Origin of the sequence: Kyrpidia spormannii, assembly GCF_002804065.1 — a bacterium.
GTDB lineage: Bacteria > Bacillota > Bacilli > Kyrpidiales > Kyrpidiaceae > Kyrpidia > Kyrpidia spormannii.
Map to the genome: position 1 here is coordinate 3,119,303 of NZ_CP024955.1, position 18,651 is coordinate 3,137,953.

Consider the following 18,651-nt stretch of genomic DNA (forward strand, 5'->3'; position numbering starts at 1 on the left):
TCCTCACCAAATCATGGAGTTCACCAACAGTTGGGTATACGCGTGTTGGGGGTCTTCCATGATTTGATCTGTCAAACCCTCTTCCACGATTCTGCCGTTTTTCATGACCACGGTCCGGTCGGCCAACATGCGAATGACCCCAAAATCGTGGGACACGACGATCATCGTGATGCCGAGATCCCGCTGAAGCTGCCGGATCACATCCAAAATCTGCGCCTGCACCGACACGTCCAGCCCCGTGGTCACCTCGTCCAACAGGAGCAGCGGGGGATCATTGGCCAACGCTTTTGAGATTTGCACCCGCTGCTGCATGCCGCCGCTGAAACGTTTGGGGGGCTCATCCATCCGCTCAATGGGAATTTCCGTTTTTGCAAGCAGATCCCGGGCTCGTTCCCGGATCCGTCCCACATGGTACCAATCCGCGGCAATCAGTTTCTCGGCGATGTTGCCCCCGCTGGAAAAATCGAGCCTCAGCCCCAGATGAGGATTCTGGTACACCACCCCCATCTGGTGGTTGCGGATCCACCGTTTCTTCTGTTTGCTGACCGTCCACAGATTGGTCTTTCCCCCATCCACGCCACGAAGAAACATCTCCCCGCCCGTGGGTTCCTCATCAAAGCACAGGGTTTTGATCAGGGTGCTTTTCCCCGATCCGCTTTCCCCGACGACGCCGAGGATTTCTCCTGGGTACACATCCAAACTCACGCCGCCGCACGATACGATCGAGCCGCACCGCGGACAGCGGTTGCTCTCGACTTCCGGGCCGGTCAAAAGCAAACAGTTCTCACAACCCGGCCCATAGATTTTGCTCATCCCCCTCACCCGGAGCAGCGGCTCCTCTTCATGCATACCATGACCCCCCGATCTCCACCGATTGACCCAGATTCCGCTTCTGCCTTTTTAAGCAGTAACTGGTATCTGAACAATAATAGCTGACTTCCCCGGTCTCCCGATCAAAGACTTCGGTCAAATACGTGCCCCCCTGGCCGCACCGGGCACACACGCGGCCGTCAAAATCCTCGACCCGAAATTCATAATCCTCGAATTGGAGAGGAACGACGTCGGTGTGGGGCGGGATCGCGTAGATCCGCTTCTCCCGGCCGGCTCCGAACAGGAACAGGGTCTCGGCCCGGTGCAGTTTTGGCACATCAAATCGGGGGATCGGCGTCGGATCCATCACATACCGGCCGTTGACCATGACCGGATACCGATGCGAAAGAGTGATCTCTCCCCATCGGACGATATCCTCATACAAAAACACCCAGAGTTTGCTGTAATCGCGTTCCGCGTGCATCCGGCGGGTCTCCCGTTCGCTGGGTTCCACCCAGCGCAGCGGCTCGGGATAGGGAACTTGAAGAACGAGGATTTGCCGATCGGTCAGCTTTTCCTCGGGAATCCGGTGTCGGGTTTGGATCAAGGTGGCCCGTCGGGTATCGGTGGTGGTGGTCACCCCGGTGGTGTCGTGGATGAGTTCCCGCAGATTGCAGGCGTTCACGCTGTCGTCGTCCCCCTGGTCGATCACCTTCACGATGTCGGACGGCCCAACGATGGCCAGGGTGATTTGCAAACCTCCGGTGCCCCACCCCCGGGCGATGGGAAGCTCCCGGGAACCGAAGGGCACCTGATATCCGGGAATGGCCACCGCCTTCAGAAGGCTGCGGCGCACCTCTCGTTTTGTGTTCTCATCGATAAACGCATAATTGTATACACCGTTCACGCCCGGGGCCCCCTCTGCCGTTGGATTGATCGCACCCGAATCATCTCGGCTTGGAAATCGACATAATGAGGGAGTTTCCAATGGGCAACAAATCCCGACGATTCGATGCCGTCGATGTGGTACAAGACAAACTCCTCATCTTCGGCCGGAGCCTGGGGATTCTCGGACACCATGGCCCGGTCCAGAGCGGCCATGGCGATGGCCTTGATTTCGTTATGCCCAAAGCACAGCCCATATCCCAAGGAAAACTTGGCCTGCAACCGGTCCGTTCGTTCTCTCATCCTGGCCACCACCTCCGCCTCGGTCACCAACACCTCGCCAATGGTGACCACTTCCCCGCTGTGCAGCGGATGGGGGACCAACACAGGCACGTACCCGACCCTCAGTTCACCGAGGGTGGGGTGAATGGCCCCGTACCCCCGGGCGACGGAATAGGCGAAGGCCAACAACGCCCCGGTTTCTCCCCGGGCCAATGCCTGCATCCGCATCGACCGACTCGCCGGAAAGCGGATGGACCGCCGGGTGATGTCGTCGATGGGCCCCGGCTCCCGTTGCCCCTCGGCGGCATCCGGATTTTCCAACAGGCCCTTCGCCCGGAGCCAATCGATCATTTTGGGGAAATCCAACGTCCCCTGGGCCTCGAGTTCCTTCCACTCATCGCCTTCCACGTATTTCTTGAGAAACTCCCGGGCGCGCTCCTCGGTTTCCTCCATCAATTCAAATCGAAGGAGCCTCTGGGTGTAATCCCGGGTCGGGCCCAGAAACTGCCCGCCCGGCACATCTTTGAACGCCGCGGAAATACGGCGGATCACCCGCATCCTGGAGGTATCCACCGCCAGGGAGTACTGGTTCCGCGGAACGGTGGAACGAAACGCCCGCAGAAGAAAAGCGGCCTCCAGGGTGTCGCCCTCGGCCTGTTTCAAGGCCAGGGCGGCGAGATCGGGATCATAGAGGGAGCCTTCCCCCATCACCTGGTCCACGGCCAGCCTCATTTGGTCGCGGATTTGGCGGACCTCAATGGGAACGCTGCCCCCTTTCAAGCGGTAGTAATCCAACAGGCGATTCGCTTCCTGGATGGCCTTTCGTCCGCCGCGCACCGCCGCGTATGCCATTTACAGGACCTCCCATTCCAATGATGTGCTCCGGGGCACGCCGCAAACAAATCCGAACTCGTCCACGAGGATCCAATCCAACCCGAGCGGAAACTCCCGGTTGATCTCCCGCCAAGCCACCAAAGTGTCAGCGTGGACGGTGTCGATGTACAGCCGCCGCTCCCCGGGGATGCCCGGCCCGCGCAGGGTGATGTGAATGAGCCGATCAGCCGGAAACGGCTCCCGGGCAAAGCGACGGACCCGGCAGACCACCGTGGCGCTCCGGTCGGGATATGTGAACGTCCCCCGGGGAAGGCGCTCGATGGGAAACCGCTGCTCCCCGTGGACAAACGCAAAGTCGCACCGGTCGACCGACGCCGTTTGGGACCGGGTATGCCGTTGCAGCAGGGTTCCGAATCCCCGATCCGACTCCGGGAGCCAAAAGGTCGTCTCCGGATCCAACAGGGTGAGGCCGATTCCCAAAACGCACCTGTCCCCCCGAGATTTCGGGATCCCCCAAGGCCCCGGTTCACCGGGCGCGGGTTCCACGGCCACCGGTTTCCCCGGCCTCGCCATCGCATCCAACAGTTGGCGAAACAGCACCTGGGTGTACCGAACCTCGTCAAATTGTACTTCGGCCATCTAGTCCACCGTCCTCCTCATCCATCATTTCAAAATCCACGCGACTTCGACGGACGAGGGCGAACTCTTTGCGCCAGGCCTCTTCCTGCCGGGCCTCCTCGGCGACAAGCCAGTCCTCTATTTCACGGACCAGAGATTTCCATTTTTCCTGGGATGAATGGAAAACGGCGTCCAACACCGCGAGACCGTCAGCCCGTTCCGGCTGGTTCCCCATGGCCACTCCATATCCCCATTCGCCGTCCACCGATACCGTACTTTCACAGACGTGGATTTCTCCCACATAAAACTCTTCCTGCCGGACCGTTTCCCGGGCGCGCATCATCACCAGCCCGGGTCGGGCCGGTTTGATCCACCGGACATCCCCGAGTCGGCCAACCTCGTCCACCCACGCGGACAGCCGCTCCATCGGTACCGTTTGCAAAATACGAGTACGCCGTTCGGAATTCATAACACGTCAACCCCGTGATGGAATTCCACCGTCAGCTCGTTCATGTCGCCGCGAACCCGGGTGTTGGCCGCTTCCACCGGGAATCCGTCCGGATGGATCATCAAGCTTTCAATCTGCAGAATGGGGCTATCCTTGGGCAAGAACATCGCCTCCTTAACGGTGCAGAACATGGCGCGGATCACGGACCGAACCCGAATCGGCCGAAAGTGATAATGGGTCTGAAGAATGTCGTACAGAGAATGGAAATCGTCCAGGTGGTTCCCCAAGTTAGGAACAGCGTTTTCGGGCAAAGTCGAGGTGGCCACCGAAAAGGGCTCGTCATCGACATAGCGAACGATCTCCAATCGGTACACCCTGGCGCTGTCCGACAAGAGCAATTGTCTCCGTTCCGACTCGGTGGCCACATCCAGTTCGCAGGAGATCAACTGGCCCCGATGGGACCTGCCCAGCCGGTCGATTTCATCGCTGAACCGGGTATGCTGGGATAAGGCGTACGGAACAATGGGCCGCTGCTTGACGAAAGAACCGACACCTTTGACCGTGGTGACCCATCCCAGGCTTGTCAATTTAGCCACCGCTTGGCGGACCGTGTGGCGGTTCACCTGGTACCGCCTGCTCAAGGTCATTTCCGAGGGAATTTTGTCTCCGACCGACAGTTCTCCCCGCTGAATCATACCGATCAGATGATCCGCGAGCTGCAGGTAGTAAGGGATTCGATTCTGCTTCTGAATCACCGCACGGCACCTCCTCGGTCTAGATGTCTAGACAAGTTCGAGCAACGCGGCGGCTCACAGCGCCTCCAGGACACCCCGGGCCTGGTAGGTCATCTGACAAGCCAACACCCCGCCCACAAAGACTTTTTCAATGACGGGAGTCCCTTCGTCCTCGCGCACAATGAGCACATCGGCCACTTTTCCCGGGGAGATCGAACCGACCGCTTCGGCCATTCCCAGGGCCCGGGCCGGATGGTAGCTCACGAGGTTGACGGCCTGCCGCATATCAAAACCCTTTCGGAAAAGCGCAAACACCGACTGAATCAGCGAGGGCGGATAGTAGTCGGAACACAGGATGTCCACGGCGCCGTGGCGCAGGGCTTCGAGAGCGGACACGTTGTTGCTGTGTGACCGCCCCAACAGGACATTCGGGGCGCCCATGGCCACAAGCAAACCGCGTCTCTTGGCCTCAATGGCGACGGGAAGCGAAACCGGAAACTCACAAATCGACGCGTGCCAACTCTCCGCCATGTCCAGCTTTTCGATGCTGTCGTCATCGTGAGACGCGATGGGTATCCCCCGTTTCCTGGCTTTCGCCGCAATGTCCTCCAAGGTCGATGGATCGATCTTTGGGAGGTTCATCCGAGCCTTCAACTGCTGTCTCGCCTGTTCATCGCTCAACCCGTCGCGGGCCCGGGTCAGGCGCACCTGGACTTCAAAATCCCGAAACTGGCCTTGGCCGGGCGTGTGATCCGTAAAAGACAGAAGGTCGATGACCTTTCCCTCGATCAGTTGTTCCACCAGGGGCACCGCCGATCGGTTGGTGATTTCAAATCGCAGATGGATGTAATGCCGGATCAGCCGGCGCCCCCGGGTCAGTTGCCGAATCGCCCGGATCAGAGAACCCACCCGGTCGTTGGAGCGCACACTCTCCCCTTCGTCGCCCAGCAAACACAGCGCGTGGTGGATGGTGGTGATGCCTTGGCCGGCGAGCTTCCGCTCCAACTCGGCAAAGGAGATGGACAGCGGAAGCGTGCAGTTCGGCCGGGGCTCCAGCTCCAGTTCAATGGCGTCGCTGTGGGTGTCGACCAGACCGGGCAACACCCAGGCTCCCCGGGCATCATGCCATTCCGCGTTCGCGCCGCGCGACCGGGGCGCATCATCCACTTCGACGATTTTTCCGTCTTCAATCACGACGGTCCCGTTTTCGATGATTTCCGATGGGGTGACAACAGTCCCCCCCGCAATAATCTGCCGCGATCGCACAGCCGCTCCCCCATTTTCGGTCCGTTGTCAGGCGTATTTTTCCAAAAAAACCTGCAGGTCGTTAAAATCCGGCATTCGTTCCACCAACTGCTCCCGGGTCCAATCCCACCAGGCCACCGCCAGGAGCTTCTCGGCAATCTCCCGGGGGAACCGCGGCCGCAACGGCTTGGCGGGCACCCCGACAACGATCATGTAGGGCTCGACATCTTGGGTCACCACCGCCCCGGCTCCCACCACCGCCCCGGTTCCGATGGTGACGCCGGGCATCACCACGGCGTTGTGTCCAATCCAGACATCGTGCCCGATCGTCACAGGATGAGCCTGGCGCCAGGCGAAAATCTCCCGGTCATCCTCTTCGCCGAACCCATACTGCACCCGGCGGTAGGTGCAGTGGTGTTGAGTGACCCGCCACATGGGGTGGTTGCTGGGATTTAATCGGACGTGGGACGCGATCGAGCAGAATTTGCCCACGTTGGCGTAAATAATCTGCACATCCCCGGCCGTGTAGGTATAGTCGCCGATGGTGGACTGTTCAATCACCGAACGCGGCCCGATGCTGGTCCACGGCCCCAGATCGCTTTGAATGATTTGCGCCGTTTCATGGACATGGGGAGTCTCCCCCAAAATCGGCGCCCGGGGATTGGCCAGAAACGCTTCACCCATCTTCGCACCTCCCTCCCCAGCCGCAGCCGTCGTTTTAGCCGTGCGACAGGTCGGCGACCTCAACCCTCCAACCGGTTCACCCGGAGTTTGAGTCGGTTCGTCAGGACTTCCACACTGAACACCAGGGCGAAAACAACCAGCATCGCAAAACAGGAGGGCTGGAACAGATACATCCGCATGTTGTCTTCGATGACCCAGCCGATGCCGCCGGCTCCCACCGTCCCGAGAATCACCGAGTCGCCGAGGTCCAATTCGAAGCGAAGAGCCGACCAGGACAGAAACGAGCCCCGCACCGTGGGCAGCACCCCCTGGCAAACGATCTGCACCCAATTCGCCCCGGTGGAACGCATCGCCTCCAGGATGCCCTTGTCCACCTCTTCCACCGATTGAGCGTAAACCTTCACCAGCATCCCCACGCTGTGGGTCATGATGGCCAGGGTGCCGGGAAAGGGCCCCATACCCACGGCCACAATGAAGATCAGCGCCCACACGAGCATCGGCACGGCGCGCAAAAACGACGCGAAGGCCTTGATACTTCGTCCGATGACCGGATGCGGAGTCAGGTTGTCCGCCGCGAGAAACGCCAGGAAAAAGGAGAGAATGATCGAAAACACGGTCCCGACGACGGCGGTCTCGATCGTCACCATGGCGGCGGAAGCGACATCCCGCCACCCGGACAGGTCCGGGGGAAACATTCTCCCCCAGTTTTTGAAAAATTCCATGATCCCTTTTCCGATCCGGCCATAGTCGAACTGCAACTGCACCAGCGCAAAAACGTAGAACCCGCTCACCGCCAGAGCAACCCACAGCCACGACCGGCGTTTCCGCGGTTGCTCGGGAATCCTCGCCATCTCCACTTGGGCGGAGATCTGTTCCCGCCGTTCGGCCTGGACGCTCATAGGATTCTCCTCCTGATCTTCCCCGTCAGCCACTCCGTGGCCCAGATCAACACCAGGACGATCGCGATGGCCACGCTGACCTGTTGAAACTGAAACAGTTTCATGCCGTTCTGGATGGCGAACCCGATGCCGCCTCCTCCCACCATCCCGACGATGGTGGAAGCGCGAATGTTGAGCTCCATCATATACAGCGTCCATGCGGCAAACCCCGGCAGAACCTGGGGCCACACGGCCTGACCCAGGGTCTGCACATAACCCGCACCGGTGGCCCGCAGGGCTTCGACCTGCCGCTCGTCAATCTCCTCCAGGATCTCGGCGTAGGCCCGAACCAGAATCCCGATGGAAGAGAAAACGATGGCCATGGTCCCGACCATGTTGCCAAGACCAAAGGCGGCCACCAGGAAAACCGCCCAGATCAGGGTGGGAAGATTGCGCAGGACCGAGGCCAATCCCCGCACCGCCAGGCGCAGCGGCGTCCACGGGTTCGTGGTCCGGGCCGCCATAAACCCTCCGACCACCGCCACCAGCGCCCCCGTCACGGTGCCGACAAAACTCATGTACACCGTCTCCAGCGTGGGCCTGATCAACTTCGGCAGCACCGACAGGTCGGGCGGGAGAAAATGGTGTGCAATCAGTTCGTAGATATCCCCGAACCCCTGCACCAAATGGACGACGGACCAATCGGTTTGGACAGCCGACCACACGGTGAGGAAGGCGATGGCCGCCACGATCAACCATTCCTGGTTTCGCTTCATGCGCTTGACAATCCGAATGGCATCTCCGCCTTTGTTCATACCACGGCTTTCTCCTGGTAATAAATCTGCCCGATGATCCTGTCGTCCAGTTTGGAGGGCGGACCATCGAAGACTTTGGTGCCCCGGTGAATCCCGATGATCCGTGTGGCGTATTTTTTTGCCATAGCCACCTGGTGCAAATTGACGAGGCACGTGATGCCATCCGCCCGGCAGATCGTGTGCAAATGATCCATGATGCTCTCCGACGTAGCCGGATCGAGGTTGGCAATGGGCTCGTCGGCCAGGATGAGGATGGGCTTTTGGGCCAAGGCCCGGGCGATGCCCACCCGCTGTTGTTGCCCCCCGGACAGTTCGTCCGCCCGTTTGTGCGCCTGTTCCAATAAGCCCATGCGCTCCAAAATCCGCAGCGCGTCCTCCTTTTCCTGGGCGCTGAACATCCCCAGCGCTCCCCGGAGGCTGTCCTTGTAGCCCAGTCTCCCGTGCAGGACGTTTTGAAGGACACTGACTCGCGGGATCAAATTGTGGCTTTGGAAAACCATCCCGATTTCTCGCCGGAGACGCCTCACCCGGCGGCCGCCGGCCCGGGTGATGTTTTCACCTTTGAAGATCACCGCGCCCTGGGTCGGTTCGACGAGGCGATTCACACAACGAAGCAACGTGCTTTTGCCCGAACCGCTGGGGCCGATGACCGCCACAAACTCGCCGGGATGGACGGTGAAATCCACTTCCCGCAGAGCTTCGGTGCCGTCGGGATACACTTTTTTCAGGTGCTCCACCCGCAAAATGGGTTCCATGGGTTCACACCGCTCTTTCCTATTTCTTTTTCAGAATGTCCTGGGGCGTCATGTGCAAAATCTTGGCCGTGTCGTAAACGATTTTGTAATCGGCGTCGGTCATCGGGTAGAAGGCCTTGGTGCCGGTCTTCTTGAAGTAGTCGGGATTCTGTTTGTCGTAATTCAACACGAACTCTTTGATTTTGGCCACGAGGTCCGGCGGCAGGTCGTTCCGGTAGGTCAACGGATCGAGGGGGATCGGTGCGGAGGTTTTGATCACGCGGAAATCGGATGCTTTCACCATCCCCGCATCAATGAAGCGCTGGATACACACGTCGCACACCCCCGCTCCGTCCGCCTGGTGGTGGGCGATGGCGATAATGGACTTGTCATGGCCGCCCGAGTAGGACACGTTCGAGAAAAAGCTGTCCACCTTCTCGGGCGGGATGTTCAGTTCCTCACTGATCATGGCTTGGGGAAACAGATGTCCCGACGTGGAGGCCGGATCGGCGTACAGGAAAGTTTTCCCCTTCAGGTCGGCGATGGTTTTCGCCGGGGAATCGGCGGGCACGACGATTTCGCTGTGATAAAAGGCGTTTTCTTTGCTCGTGGCCTTACAGGCGATGGGTTCCGCGCCGGCCTCCTGGTGGGCGATGATGTACGAGAAGGGACCGAAATACCCGAGATCCACCTTCTTCGCACGCATCGCTTCAATGACCGATGTGTAGTCGTCACCGACGTAGACGTTCACTTTGATACCCAACGCTTTGCCCATGTCTTCGGCAAATTTTCTCTCCACATCTCCGAGGTTGCCGGCGACCTCCGCCGGAATCAAGCCATAATTCAGTTCCTTCGGCCAGTTCTGTTTGCCGCCGGCCTGTCCGGCGCTCCCCGCAGAAGCTGCGGAACCGGTGTCCGATGTCGCCTGCTGCGAACCGCAAGCCGTGAGGGAAGCCAACAAAAGAACCGCGATACCTGAGGCGAGTATCCGTTTTCGCACTTCTTTGAAGCCCTGGCGCACTGTGTAAACCTCCCTGCCCAGATTGATTTTGCATCCTGTTCTACGGCGCGCTTTTGAACAGCTGTCCGATGCACCCTTATGCTAACTTGTTGACAAGTATCCGTCGTTAACGAACCGAAAAAAGCGTGTAACATGTGAGTTAACTTTTCAATACGTCAGGATAATCCTCGCCGAAACAGAAACGGGGCGATGAAAAATTGAGCCCAAAGGGGTTTGACGAACCATCGGTTGAGCGATATATTAACGGCAGGAACTGCAGTTATTTACGCATGTCGTTGGGCATGAGATTTTTGAACAATTTGACTTTTTTCTCCGAACTGGAGCACGAAGCTATGCCCCCTTGGATTTTCCAAGGGGGCTGAGTTTTTTTATAAGCCGGATTCTGGCGTCGATGTCAACAGAGTCCGTTTTTTTCTCCTTCCCCGCCACAAGGCGAGGGGAGTGACTTGTTCATGGATGAAGATGTCACGACACTTGCCTGCCGAGTGAAGACGGACCCGGACGTGGTTGCGGTGCTGGACCTGCGGTTTCATCCGCTCTTGCAGAGTCTTGCCACCGGATACTGGTTGCCGGGCGCAGATCGCATCTCCCCGCCCACCGGGGGGAAATGGGCCGAACGATTATCGCGGCGCCATGCGAATCGCGCCGTCCAGCCGGATGGTGGTGCCGTTGATCATGGCATTGCCCACAATGGACGCCACGAGCATCGCGTACTCTTCGGGACGGCCCAGGCGGCTGGGGAAGGGCACCTGCTGACCGAGGGATTTTCGGGCCGGCTCCGGCAGACCCGCCAGCATGCGGGTATCAAAAATCCCCGGGGCGATGCTGACGACGCGAATGCCATAGCGGGCCAAATCCCGGGCCGCCGGCAGGGTCAGCCCCACCACGCCGCCTTTGGACGCGCTGTAGGCCACCTGACCGATCTGCCCCTCAAAAGCGGCCACCGAAGCGGTGTTGATGATCACCCCGCGTTCTCCGTCCTCGTTGGGCTCCCCCTGGGACATGGCCTCGGCGGCCAAGCGCAACACATTGAACGTACCAATCAGGTTAACCTGAATCACCCGGGCGAAAGCATCGAGATCGTGGGACCCCTGTTTGCCGAGCACTTTCTCGGCGATGGCGATCCCCGCGCAGTTCACCGCAACCCCCAGGGGACCGAGTTCCTTCGCCGCCGCCACGGTGGCGCGCACCGATTCCGGATCCGTGACGTCCGTGCGGACAAACCGGGCGCCTTCCCCGAGGGACTCGGCCACCTCCTGGCCCCGGTCACTGACATCCGCGATGACCACCTTGGCCCCGAGCTCGTGCAGTTTACGCGCCGTGGCCTCGCCGAGCCCCGAGGCTCCCCCCGTCACGATGGCACTGTATCCTTTGACATCCATCTTATCGACTCCCCTTCCATGTTTCCGTTACGAGACATACTTCCCAAGGCGGAGGAACCTGCACCACCCGACCGATCTATACCCGGCACAATTAAGAATGCGGCGATCCCGGGTCCCGTTCATCGTTCCAATGCTTAAACTGCTCCCGCAACTTCGCCTTCATAAACTTGCCCGCCGAGGTGCGGGGAATCTCCTCCAAAAACACGATGGCATCTGGCAGCCACCATTTGGCAAACTTGGGCTCCAGATACGCCCGCAACTCCTCCTCCGTCACCTGGATCCCGGCTTTTGGCACCACCGCCGCCAGAGGCCGCTCCTGCCATTTTGGATGGGGGACCGCGAACACCGCCGCCTCCGCCACCGCCGGGTGGCCCATCAGGGCATTCTCAAGATCCACCGAGCTGATCCACTCGCCGCCGGACTTGATCAAATCCTTCGTCCGGTCGGTGATCTTCATGTAGCCTTCCGGGTCGATGGTCGCCACGTCTCCGGTCCGGAACCAGCCGTCCGGAGTAAAACTGTCGTTCTCGGGCATTTTGTAGTAGCTGGACGCCACCCAGGGGCCCCGCACTTGGAGTTCGCCCATGGTTTGCCCATCCCACGGGGCCTCCCCCGCATCCCCCACGATCCGAGCTTCGATCAAGGGAACCGGCACCCCTTGTTTGGCGCGGAGGGCGTACTGCTCGTCCTCGGACAGGCCTTCCAGGGTCGGCTTGATGTGGCTCACCGTCGCCAGGGGCGTCGTCTCCGTCATCCCCCAGGCGTGCACAATCCGCAGGCCGAACCGGTCAAAAGCCCGGATCAGACCTTCCGGCGCCGCCGAACCGCCCACCACCATCCGCATGGGCTGCAGTTTCCACCGTTCGGGCTCCTTTTCCAGGGTCTGAACAATCCCCAACCAAATGGTCGGTACCCCCGCGGTAAAGGTCACCCGCTCCTCCGCAAACAGGTCCAACAGGCTGACCGGATCCAAGTGAGGCCCGGGAAACGCCAACTTCGCTCCCACCATGACCGCTGCAAAAGGAACGCCCCAAGCGTTGGCGTGAAACATGGGGACCACCGGAGTGGCCGTGTCTCGCCAGGAGATCGCCAAGGTGTCCGCCATGGCGCTGGCCAGGGAGTGAAGCACGATGGCCCGGTGGGAATAAAGAACGCCCTTCGGCCTGCCCGTGGTTCCCGAAGTGTAGCACATCCCCGCCGCTTCGTTCTCCTCCAATTGGGGATAATGAAAATCCCCCGTGGCCGTGGCCAACAGGTCCTCATACTTTTCGTACTCCGACGAAACCGGGGCGTCGGTGAGGGAGACGACAAAAACGCGCTCCAGATTGACCCGTCCCTTCACCTGTTCGTAAAGCGGCACCAGCACGTCATCGATGATCAAAAACCGGTCTTCGGCATGGTTCATGATGAAGGCGATGTCATCGGGGTGAAGCCGGAGGTTCACCGTGTGCAGAACCCCTCCCGCCGCCGGGATCCCAAAATACGCTTCCAGGTGGGCGTAGTGGTTCCACATCAGGGTGGCAACGCGGTCTCCTCGGCGGAGTCCGGCCTTTTGCAGGGCTTCGGCCAACCGCTTGGCCCGGCGATAAAAATCCGTATACCGATACCGGTGCAACGAGCGGTCCGGCAATCGGGAGACCACTTCAACCTTGCCATAAAACGTCCCCGCCCGTTCGAGCAGTGAGGGCAACACCAATGGAGTGTTCATCATGGTGCCGTTCATGAGCTGTAAACCTCCCTTGATACGGGATCGGACATCCGGCCGGACCCAGCCGCACCGCGAACTCCACAGACCGTCACCGGAATCGACGGAAATGGCCTGCCAACCGGCTCGTCTTCATTATACATAGGGATCAAAGGATTCGGAAGGGTGGAATGAAAGTCCACTTTTTTGTGCGGCGCATAATTGCTTGAACCCATGGAACAATATTCCTCGGGAAATTCCCCCAAACGAGGTTGGAAATCCTATGGTGCGACGCAACGGAGAGGGACGCGGAAAGAATCGCAAAAACAAACAAGTTTCCTGGTCGGATCCCCAGGGCAGCGGGGAGGGGGCCGCGGGCTTATCCCCAGAGATCGACCAGCTTTATCAACAGATTCAAGAGATGTGGACAAAGTGCGATGACGTCCAATTCCGCTGGGTGCAGACAGCCGGGCGGCGGGGATTCATCGTCTGGATCTATACGTTGATCGGCAAAGAACTGGCCCAAGAAAGTATTCTTGAACCCTTGACCACCCTGGAAAAGGCGGAAACTGTAACAGATGTCCAACAGGCTTTGCGCAGCCCTTCTCTTCGGCTTGTAAGCAGTGTGGAAGAAATCAATATCGCCGTGGGGGAGGGGGCGGCGGTTCTGTGCCTGGACGGATTCACCCAGGCGATCGTCCTGGATGTCATGCAGTTCCAGGGGCGCTCAGTGGAACGTTCGACGTTGGAGGCGGTAGTCCGGGGCCCCCAGGAGGCTTTCACCGAAAGTCTGGAAATGAACCTCGGACTCATCCGCCGCAGGCTCAAAAGCCCCCGGGTCAAAGTGGAATATATGGCCCTGGGCCGGGTGTCGAAAACTATGGTCGCCCTGGTCTACATCCAGGGCATCGTGAAACCAGGTCATGTCAAAGAGTGCCAGGAGCGCCTGAATCGGATCGACGTAGATTCCATCCTCGACTCCGGATACGTCGAGGAGCTGATCGACGATGCGCCCCTGTCCCCTTTCCCCACCATCGAATACACCGAGCGCCCGGACCGCCTCGCCGCCGAGGCTTTGCAGGGGCGGGTGGGGATCGTCGTGGACGGCAGCCCCAACGCCTTGCTCATCCCGGCTCTGTTCGTCAACTTCCTGCAGTCCCCGGAAGATTATTTTGAACGGTACAGTATGGCCCTGGCCGTTCGCCTGTTGCGGCACATGTATTTCTGGATCGCCTTGCTTTTGCCCGCCACTTATGTGGCACTGTTGTCGTATCACCAAGAGATGATCCCGACCACCCTGTTGATGACCCTGACCGCCTCCCACGAAGGCGTGCCCTTTCCCGCCGTCGTCGAGGCGTTGATCATGGAAGTGACTTTCGAAGCCCTGCGGGAAGCCGGTATCCGCCTGCCCAAGGCCGTCGGCCAGTCGGTGAGCATCGTCGGCGCCCTGGTGATCGGCGAAGCGGCCGTCAACGCCGGCATCGTATCGCCTGCCATGGTCATCATCGTAGCGTTGACGGGAATCGCGTCCTTTACGGTCCCCAGTTACAACATCGCCATCACGTTCCGGCTCCTGCGTTTTCCCATGATGATCATGGCCGGGCTGTTCGGACTGTACGGCATCATCATTTCTCTGCTCATCCTGTGGATCCACTTGGTTTCCCTGCGGTCCTTTGGCGTGCCTTACATGACTCCCATCGCCCCCCTGGTGTGGGAGGATCTCAAGGACACCTTTAGCCGACCGCCTTGGTGGTACATGAAAAAGCGCCCAAAGATGTACGAAACGGTGGACCCCACCCGCAGCGCGGACATCCCTCGTCCTCTGCCGGGGACAGCCGAGGAGGACCCGCTGTGAAAAGGACAGGAGGAGGCTGGCCAAAAAAGAGTGGATGGCTCATCGTCGTTCTTTTCGCCATTGTGCTCACGGGCTGCTGGGATCGGGTGGAAGTGACAGACCTCGCCCTGGTCATCGGCATGGGGATCGACGATGCCGGGCAAAACGGGGTCGATGTCACCGTCCAACTCCTCTCCCCCACCGGGCAAACCATCGGGGGCGAGCAAGGCCAGGGAACCATGGGCGGCAGCGATTCGAGCGGAAAACGCGCGTTTATCAATTATCAACAACGAGGAAAAACGGTTCAAGAAGCTTTAGACCGGCTGTACCGCGTACTGCCGCGCCGGCCCTTCGTGGCCCACAATACAGTGGTGGTCTTCGGGCGCCGTTACGCCGAGAAGGGCTTCGACCAGGCCTTGGATTACATCGAGCGGGAGCGCAACTTCCGCCGGTCACAAATGTTTGTGGTCACGAGCGGCACCGCCCGGGAACTGCTCGACGTCCAGACGAGCCCCGAGCGGGTCAACGCCCGGGGCTTGCGCAAGCTAGTAGACCAACAATTGCGCACTTCGATCACCGAGCCCAGCGTCGAATTGCGGGTCGTGAACGACCTTCTCAGCCCGTCCCAATCCCCGGTCATGGCCTGGATCGACCCGGTCAATAACGAGCCGAGGGTCATGGGTGTCGGTTTATTTCAAGGGGGAAAATTGGTGGACCTCTTGCCCGCCCGGGAGAGCCAAGGTCTGATGTGGCTCCTTGGTCGCTCGGGTCAAGCGTTCATCCATATTCCATGTCCTGGAGGCAGTCCCTCGTCGACGAGCCAGCGCCTTTCGGTCCGGCTGATCAACACCAAACTGCATGTCGACCCCGTCATGACTCCTTCGGGAGTGGTGTTTCGCGTGCGGGGCTATGGCCAAGGGGAGGTGGACGCCGTGTGCGAAGGAGAAACGCCGACCCCGGAGCGGATGCGGGAATGGGGGCAGCAGGTCGCCCAGTACATGGAGACGGAGATGGACCGGACTCTCCAGCGCCTCAAGGCCAAACATGTGGACGCCGCCCAGTTCGGCAACCGGCTGTTCCGGAGAAATCCGGAACTCTGGCGCTCCGTGGCCCGGCGGTGGCCGGAGCTGTTCTCCAAATGCCGGGCGGAATACGATCTGCAAATCAACCTCCAGCGGTCCGGAATGATCTCCCAGTCGCCCCTGGAAGACCGGTCGCCGGAGAACTACCCACCCCGACAGGGGCATGGGCGACGGTGAAGCGGGGACTGGGGAAGGGAGTCGCCCGTCGCAAAGTGTGATGGCCTTACGCCTGCCCGCCCTCGGGTTGCAACCCGGATCCGGAGGGCGACGGTCCCCCGGATCCCGATGGAGTCGATGGGGCCGGCCCGGAGGGAACGGGTTCAGTTCCCAATCCCGCCTCCCCCGGACGGGATCCTTCGGGCGCGGGGCCCCGGGCGTCCCGTTTACGGTCCCGGCGCACATCCCGCAAGAAAAAGCTAAACAGCAGCCCCAACACCGTGAATCCCGTCGCCCACCAAAAGGCATCGTCGATACCTTGGACCGCCGCCTGCTGGGCCAAACTGCCGTACAAACCTGCAACCCCTGGCCCCTGGGCCTGGGCCGGCGGCAAACCTGCCGAGGATGCCGCACCAACCATCTGTTGCAAGGACTGCTGCACAAAGGGATCATATCGGTTTATCGGGTCGAGGTACATCCGAAGATGAAAATCGTTCCGGGTAGTGAACATGGTCGTCAGAAACGCCGTCCCAATGGCCCCGGCCACCTGCCGAACCGTATTGGATAAGGCCGTGCCGTGGCTATTTTTCACCATCGGCAACTGGTTCAGCCCGGCGGTCATGATGGGCATCATGAGAAGGGACATCCCAAAAGACCGGATGACGTAGAGCGCCAGAATATGGTTATAACTGGTTAGCGTCGTCAGTTTGGTGAACTCGAAGGTCGTCACCGCCGTTATGATCAGCCCCACCACCGCCAGGGGTCTGGGACCAATCCGGTCGAATAAAGCCCCGGAAACCGGGGACATGACCCCCATGATCAGAGCCCCGGGAAGCAACAGCAATCCGGCCTGGAGAGGGGTAAAGCCCCGGAGATTCTGCAAATAGATCGGCAAAAGAAACATGCCGGCGAACAGAGCCATGGTAATAATCGCGTTGATCAGGCTGCTCAGGGCGAACATGTCATAGCGAAAGATCCGAAAGTCGAGCATCGGTTCGGCAACGGAAAGCTCCCTCATCACAAAGAGAAACACTCCGATCGCCCCGATGACGAGTCCGGCGATCACTTGGGTCTGCCCCCACCCCCCGGACCCGGCCTCACTGAACCCGTACAGGAGGGCGCCAAAACCCAGGATCGACATCACCATGCCGTACAGATCTAAAGGGGGCCTGTGTTTGCGAGGGATGTCCCGAAGGTACACCATGCCCATCAGGATCACCAGAATGCCTAGAGGAATCATCCCGTAAAACAAAAGCCTCCACGTGTAGTATTCCACCACCCACCCGGACAGGGTGGGACCCACCGCCGGTGCGAAAATCATCCCCAGCCCGAGAAATCCCATGGCCCGCCCCCGGGCTTCAGGGGGGAAGAGAGCGAGAAAAATGTTCATCACCAAGGGCATGAGAATTCCGCCGCCCACGGCCTGAACGATCCGCCCGATGAGCATCAGGGGAAAATCCGTAGCGACCCCGCAGATGAGGGAACCCACAGAAAAAAAGGCCATCGCCGCCACGAACAGCGTTTTGCTCCCGAAGGTTTCCATTAAAAAGGCGGAGATGGGGATCAGTACGCCGGTGACAAGCATGTAGGCGGTCATCAGCCACTGGATCGTGTCCGCCGACACGTTGAACTCGTTCATCATGTGGGGGATCGCCACATTCAACAGCGTTTGGTTGAGAATGGCCAGAAAAACCCCGAGCATGAGCACCGCCATCAGGGGACCAAAACGCATCCCCTCGGGCAACCGGGCCCCCAACCCCGCGCCCCCGGGGCCCGATACCGCACCCGCCCCCGCCTCAGTGTTCGGTTCGCCGGTGGGGAGCCGGGAATCGCGTGTCCCGCCGTTTTCGGACGGATTGTCCATCTCCCTCACCCCCTCAACTTTTGTGAATCCGGACGGTGGCGTTCATCCCCGGAACAATATCCTGGTCATAGGCCGTCATGGAAATCCGCACCGGGATCCGCTGCACCACCCGGGTATAATTCCCCGTGGTATTTTGCTGAGGGAACAATGAAAAGACGGAGTTGGCGGCGAGCCCGACCTGATCCACCCGGCCCTTGATGGTGGCTCCGGGGTCCGCATCAACTGTGACATCCACGTCCGCCCCGACATTGACATCGGCAATGCGGGTTTCTTCGATATTGGCGAGAATGTAGAGCTTTTTCATGTCCGCCATCGTCGCCAGGGGCTGGCCGATGGACACGATTTGGCCGTCCGTGGCGTTGCTCTGGATGATCGATCCGCTGATGGGGGCGGTGATGCGGCCGGCGTCCCCCGCACCGTCGATTTGACCGATGGTATCACCTTGATTAAAGGTCTGGCCCACCGTCCCCTTCCAACCGCTCAACCGGCCCGGAGCCGCGGGGCTGACCGGCACCAAATCCGCCCACACCCGGGCGTCGTCGGTGGCGATATAGTTCCAGCGCTGATAAAGATAGTAGTAACCGCCGAGCACCAAAGCGGCGAGGATCACCAGGGCAATCAAGTTGAAAAGGATAATGCGGGAAGCTTTCACCGGTGCTGG

18 protein-coding genes are annotated in these 18,651 nt (G+C 59.9%); 2 read left to right on the forward strand and 16 right to left on the reverse strand.

Translation table 11 applies throughout. The annotated features are described in order from the left end of the window. Positions 1-3 precede the first annotated feature (3 nt). The 14 genes from CVV65_RS15320 to CVV65_RS15385 form a co-directional block, all read right to left on the reverse strand. The gene (locus CVV65_RS15320) at positions 4-849 is read right to left on the reverse strand and encodes an ATP-binding cassette domain-containing protein (protein ID WP_100668873.1); all 846 of its coding nucleotides are present in this window, start codon (positions 847-849) and stop codon (positions 4-6) included. Beyond that, positions 842-1,717 carry an alpha-D-ribose 1-methylphosphonate 5-phosphate C-P-lyase PhnJ gene (locus CVV65_RS15325; RefSeq protein ID WP_100668874.1) on the reverse strand — a complete coding sequence of 292 codons (876 nt, stop codon included), beginning with the start codon at positions 1,715-1,717 and terminating at the stop codon, positions 842-844. Before CVV65_RS15325 ends, CVV65_RS15320 begins: the two co-directional genes overlap by 8 nt. Beyond that, the gene (locus CVV65_RS15330; RefSeq protein ID WP_100668875.1) at positions 1,714-2,829 is read right to left on the reverse strand and encodes a carbon-phosphorus lyase complex subunit PhnI; all 1,116 of its coding nucleotides are present in this window, start codon (positions 2,827-2,829) and stop codon (positions 1,714-1,716) included. The genes CVV65_RS15325 and CVV65_RS15330 overlap by 4 nt, the downstream gene beginning before the upstream one ends. Beyond that, positions 2,830-3,450, reverse strand: coding sequence for a phosphonate C-P lyase system protein PhnH (gene phnH, locus CVV65_RS15335; RefSeq protein ID WP_100668876.1), 621 nt, complete (start codon positions 3,448-3,450; stop codon positions 2,830-2,832). Further along, positions 3,431-3,898, reverse strand: a complete 468-nt coding sequence (gene phnG, locus CVV65_RS15340; RefSeq protein ID WP_100668877.1) for a phosphonate C-P lyase system protein PhnG — start codon at positions 3,896-3,898, stop codon at positions 3,431-3,433. Before phnG ends, phnH begins: the two co-directional genes overlap by 20 nt. Further along, positions 3,895-4,632 (reverse strand): phosphonate metabolism transcriptional regulator PhnF, encoded by a 738-nt coding sequence (phnF, locus tag CVV65_RS15345; RefSeq protein ID WP_100668878.1) that lies wholly within the window; start codon positions 4,630-4,632, stop codon positions 3,895-3,897. Before phnF ends, phnG begins: the two co-directional genes overlap by 4 nt. A gap of 54 nt (positions 4,633-4,686) precedes the next feature. Continuing rightward, a complete protein-coding gene (locus CVV65_RS15350; RefSeq protein ID WP_100668879.1) occupies positions 4,687-5,877 on the reverse strand; it encodes an alpha-D-ribose 1-methylphosphonate 5-triphosphate diphosphatase in 1,191 nt (396 codons plus the stop codon). Between the two features lie 27 nt (positions 5,878-5,904). Then, positions 5,905-6,540: a DapH/DapD/GlmU-related protein gene (locus tag CVV65_RS15355; RefSeq protein ID WP_100668880.1), complete on the reverse strand. Its 636-nt coding sequence runs from the start codon at positions 6,538-6,540 to the stop codon at positions 5,905-5,907. Positions 6,541-6,599: 59 nt separating this feature from the next. Further along, positions 6,600-7,439 (reverse strand): phosphonate ABC transporter, permease protein PhnE, encoded by an 840-nt coding sequence (gene phnE, locus CVV65_RS15360; protein ID WP_100668881.1) that lies wholly within the window; start codon positions 7,437-7,439, stop codon positions 6,600-6,602. Then, positions 7,436-8,233 carry a phosphonate ABC transporter, permease protein PhnE gene (gene phnE / locus CVV65_RS15365; protein WP_100668882.1) on the reverse strand — a complete coding sequence of 266 codons (798 nt, stop codon included), beginning with the start codon at positions 8,231-8,233 and terminating at the stop codon, positions 7,436-7,438. Before phnE (CVV65_RS15365) ends, phnE (CVV65_RS15360) begins: the two co-directional genes overlap by 4 nt. Then, positions 8,230-8,988 (reverse strand): phosphonate ABC transporter ATP-binding protein, encoded by a 759-nt coding sequence (gene phnC / locus CVV65_RS15370; protein ID WP_100668883.1) that lies wholly within the window; start codon positions 8,986-8,988, stop codon positions 8,230-8,232. The genes phnE (CVV65_RS15365) and phnC overlap by 4 nt, the downstream gene beginning before the upstream one ends. Positions 8,989-9,007: 19 nt before the next feature. Continuing rightward, positions 9,008-9,988: a phosphate/phosphite/phosphonate ABC transporter substrate-binding protein gene (locus CVV65_RS15375; RefSeq protein WP_157935556.1), complete on the reverse strand. Its 981-nt coding sequence runs from the start codon at positions 9,986-9,988 to the stop codon at positions 9,008-9,010. A 620-nt stretch (positions 9,989-10,608) separates the two neighbouring features. After that, positions 10,609-11,370: a 3-hydroxyacyl-CoA dehydrogenase gene (locus CVV65_RS15380; RefSeq protein ID WP_100668885.1), complete on the reverse strand. Its 762-nt coding sequence runs from the start codon at positions 11,368-11,370 to the stop codon at positions 10,609-10,611. A 91-nt stretch (positions 11,371-11,461) separates the two neighbouring features. Continuing rightward, a complete protein-coding gene (locus CVV65_RS15385; RefSeq protein ID WP_100668886.1) occupies positions 11,462-13,093 on the reverse strand; it encodes a long-chain fatty acid--CoA ligase in 1,632 nt (543 codons plus the stop codon). 244 nt (positions 13,094-13,337) lie between these two features. Here CVV65_RS15385 and CVV65_RS15395 point away from each other — a divergent pair, with 244 nt between their 5' ends. Both CVV65_RS15395 and CVV65_RS15400 read left to right on the forward strand, forming a co-directional pair. Then, on the forward strand, positions 13,338-14,909 hold the full coding sequence (locus tag CVV65_RS15395; protein WP_100668888.1) for a spore germination protein: 1,572 nt from the start codon (positions 13,338-13,340) through the stop codon (positions 14,907-14,909). After that, complete coding sequence (locus CVV65_RS15400) at positions 14,906-16,147, forward strand: Ger(x)C family spore germination protein (RefSeq protein WP_157935557.1); 1,242 nt, start codon at positions 14,906-14,908, stop codon at positions 16,145-16,147. Before CVV65_RS15395 ends, CVV65_RS15400 begins: the two co-directional genes overlap by 4 nt. Before the next feature lie 46 nt (positions 16,148-16,193). On the opposite strand, the gene CVV65_RS15405 is transcribed toward CVV65_RS15400, so the two are convergent. Both CVV65_RS15405 and CVV65_RS15410 read right to left on the reverse strand, forming a co-directional pair. After that, entirely contained in the window at positions 16,194-17,858 is a 1,665-nt protein-coding gene (locus CVV65_RS15405; protein WP_331250469.1) for a DHA2 family efflux MFS transporter permease subunit, read from the reverse strand. A gap of 145 nt (positions 17,859-18,003) precedes the next feature. Beyond that, the gene (locus CVV65_RS15410) at positions 18,004-18,642 is read right to left on the reverse strand and encodes an efflux RND transporter periplasmic adaptor subunit (RefSeq protein ID WP_100668891.1); all 639 of its coding nucleotides are present in this window, start codon (positions 18,640-18,642) and stop codon (positions 18,004-18,006) included. Positions 18,643-18,651 lie beyond the last annotated feature (9 nt).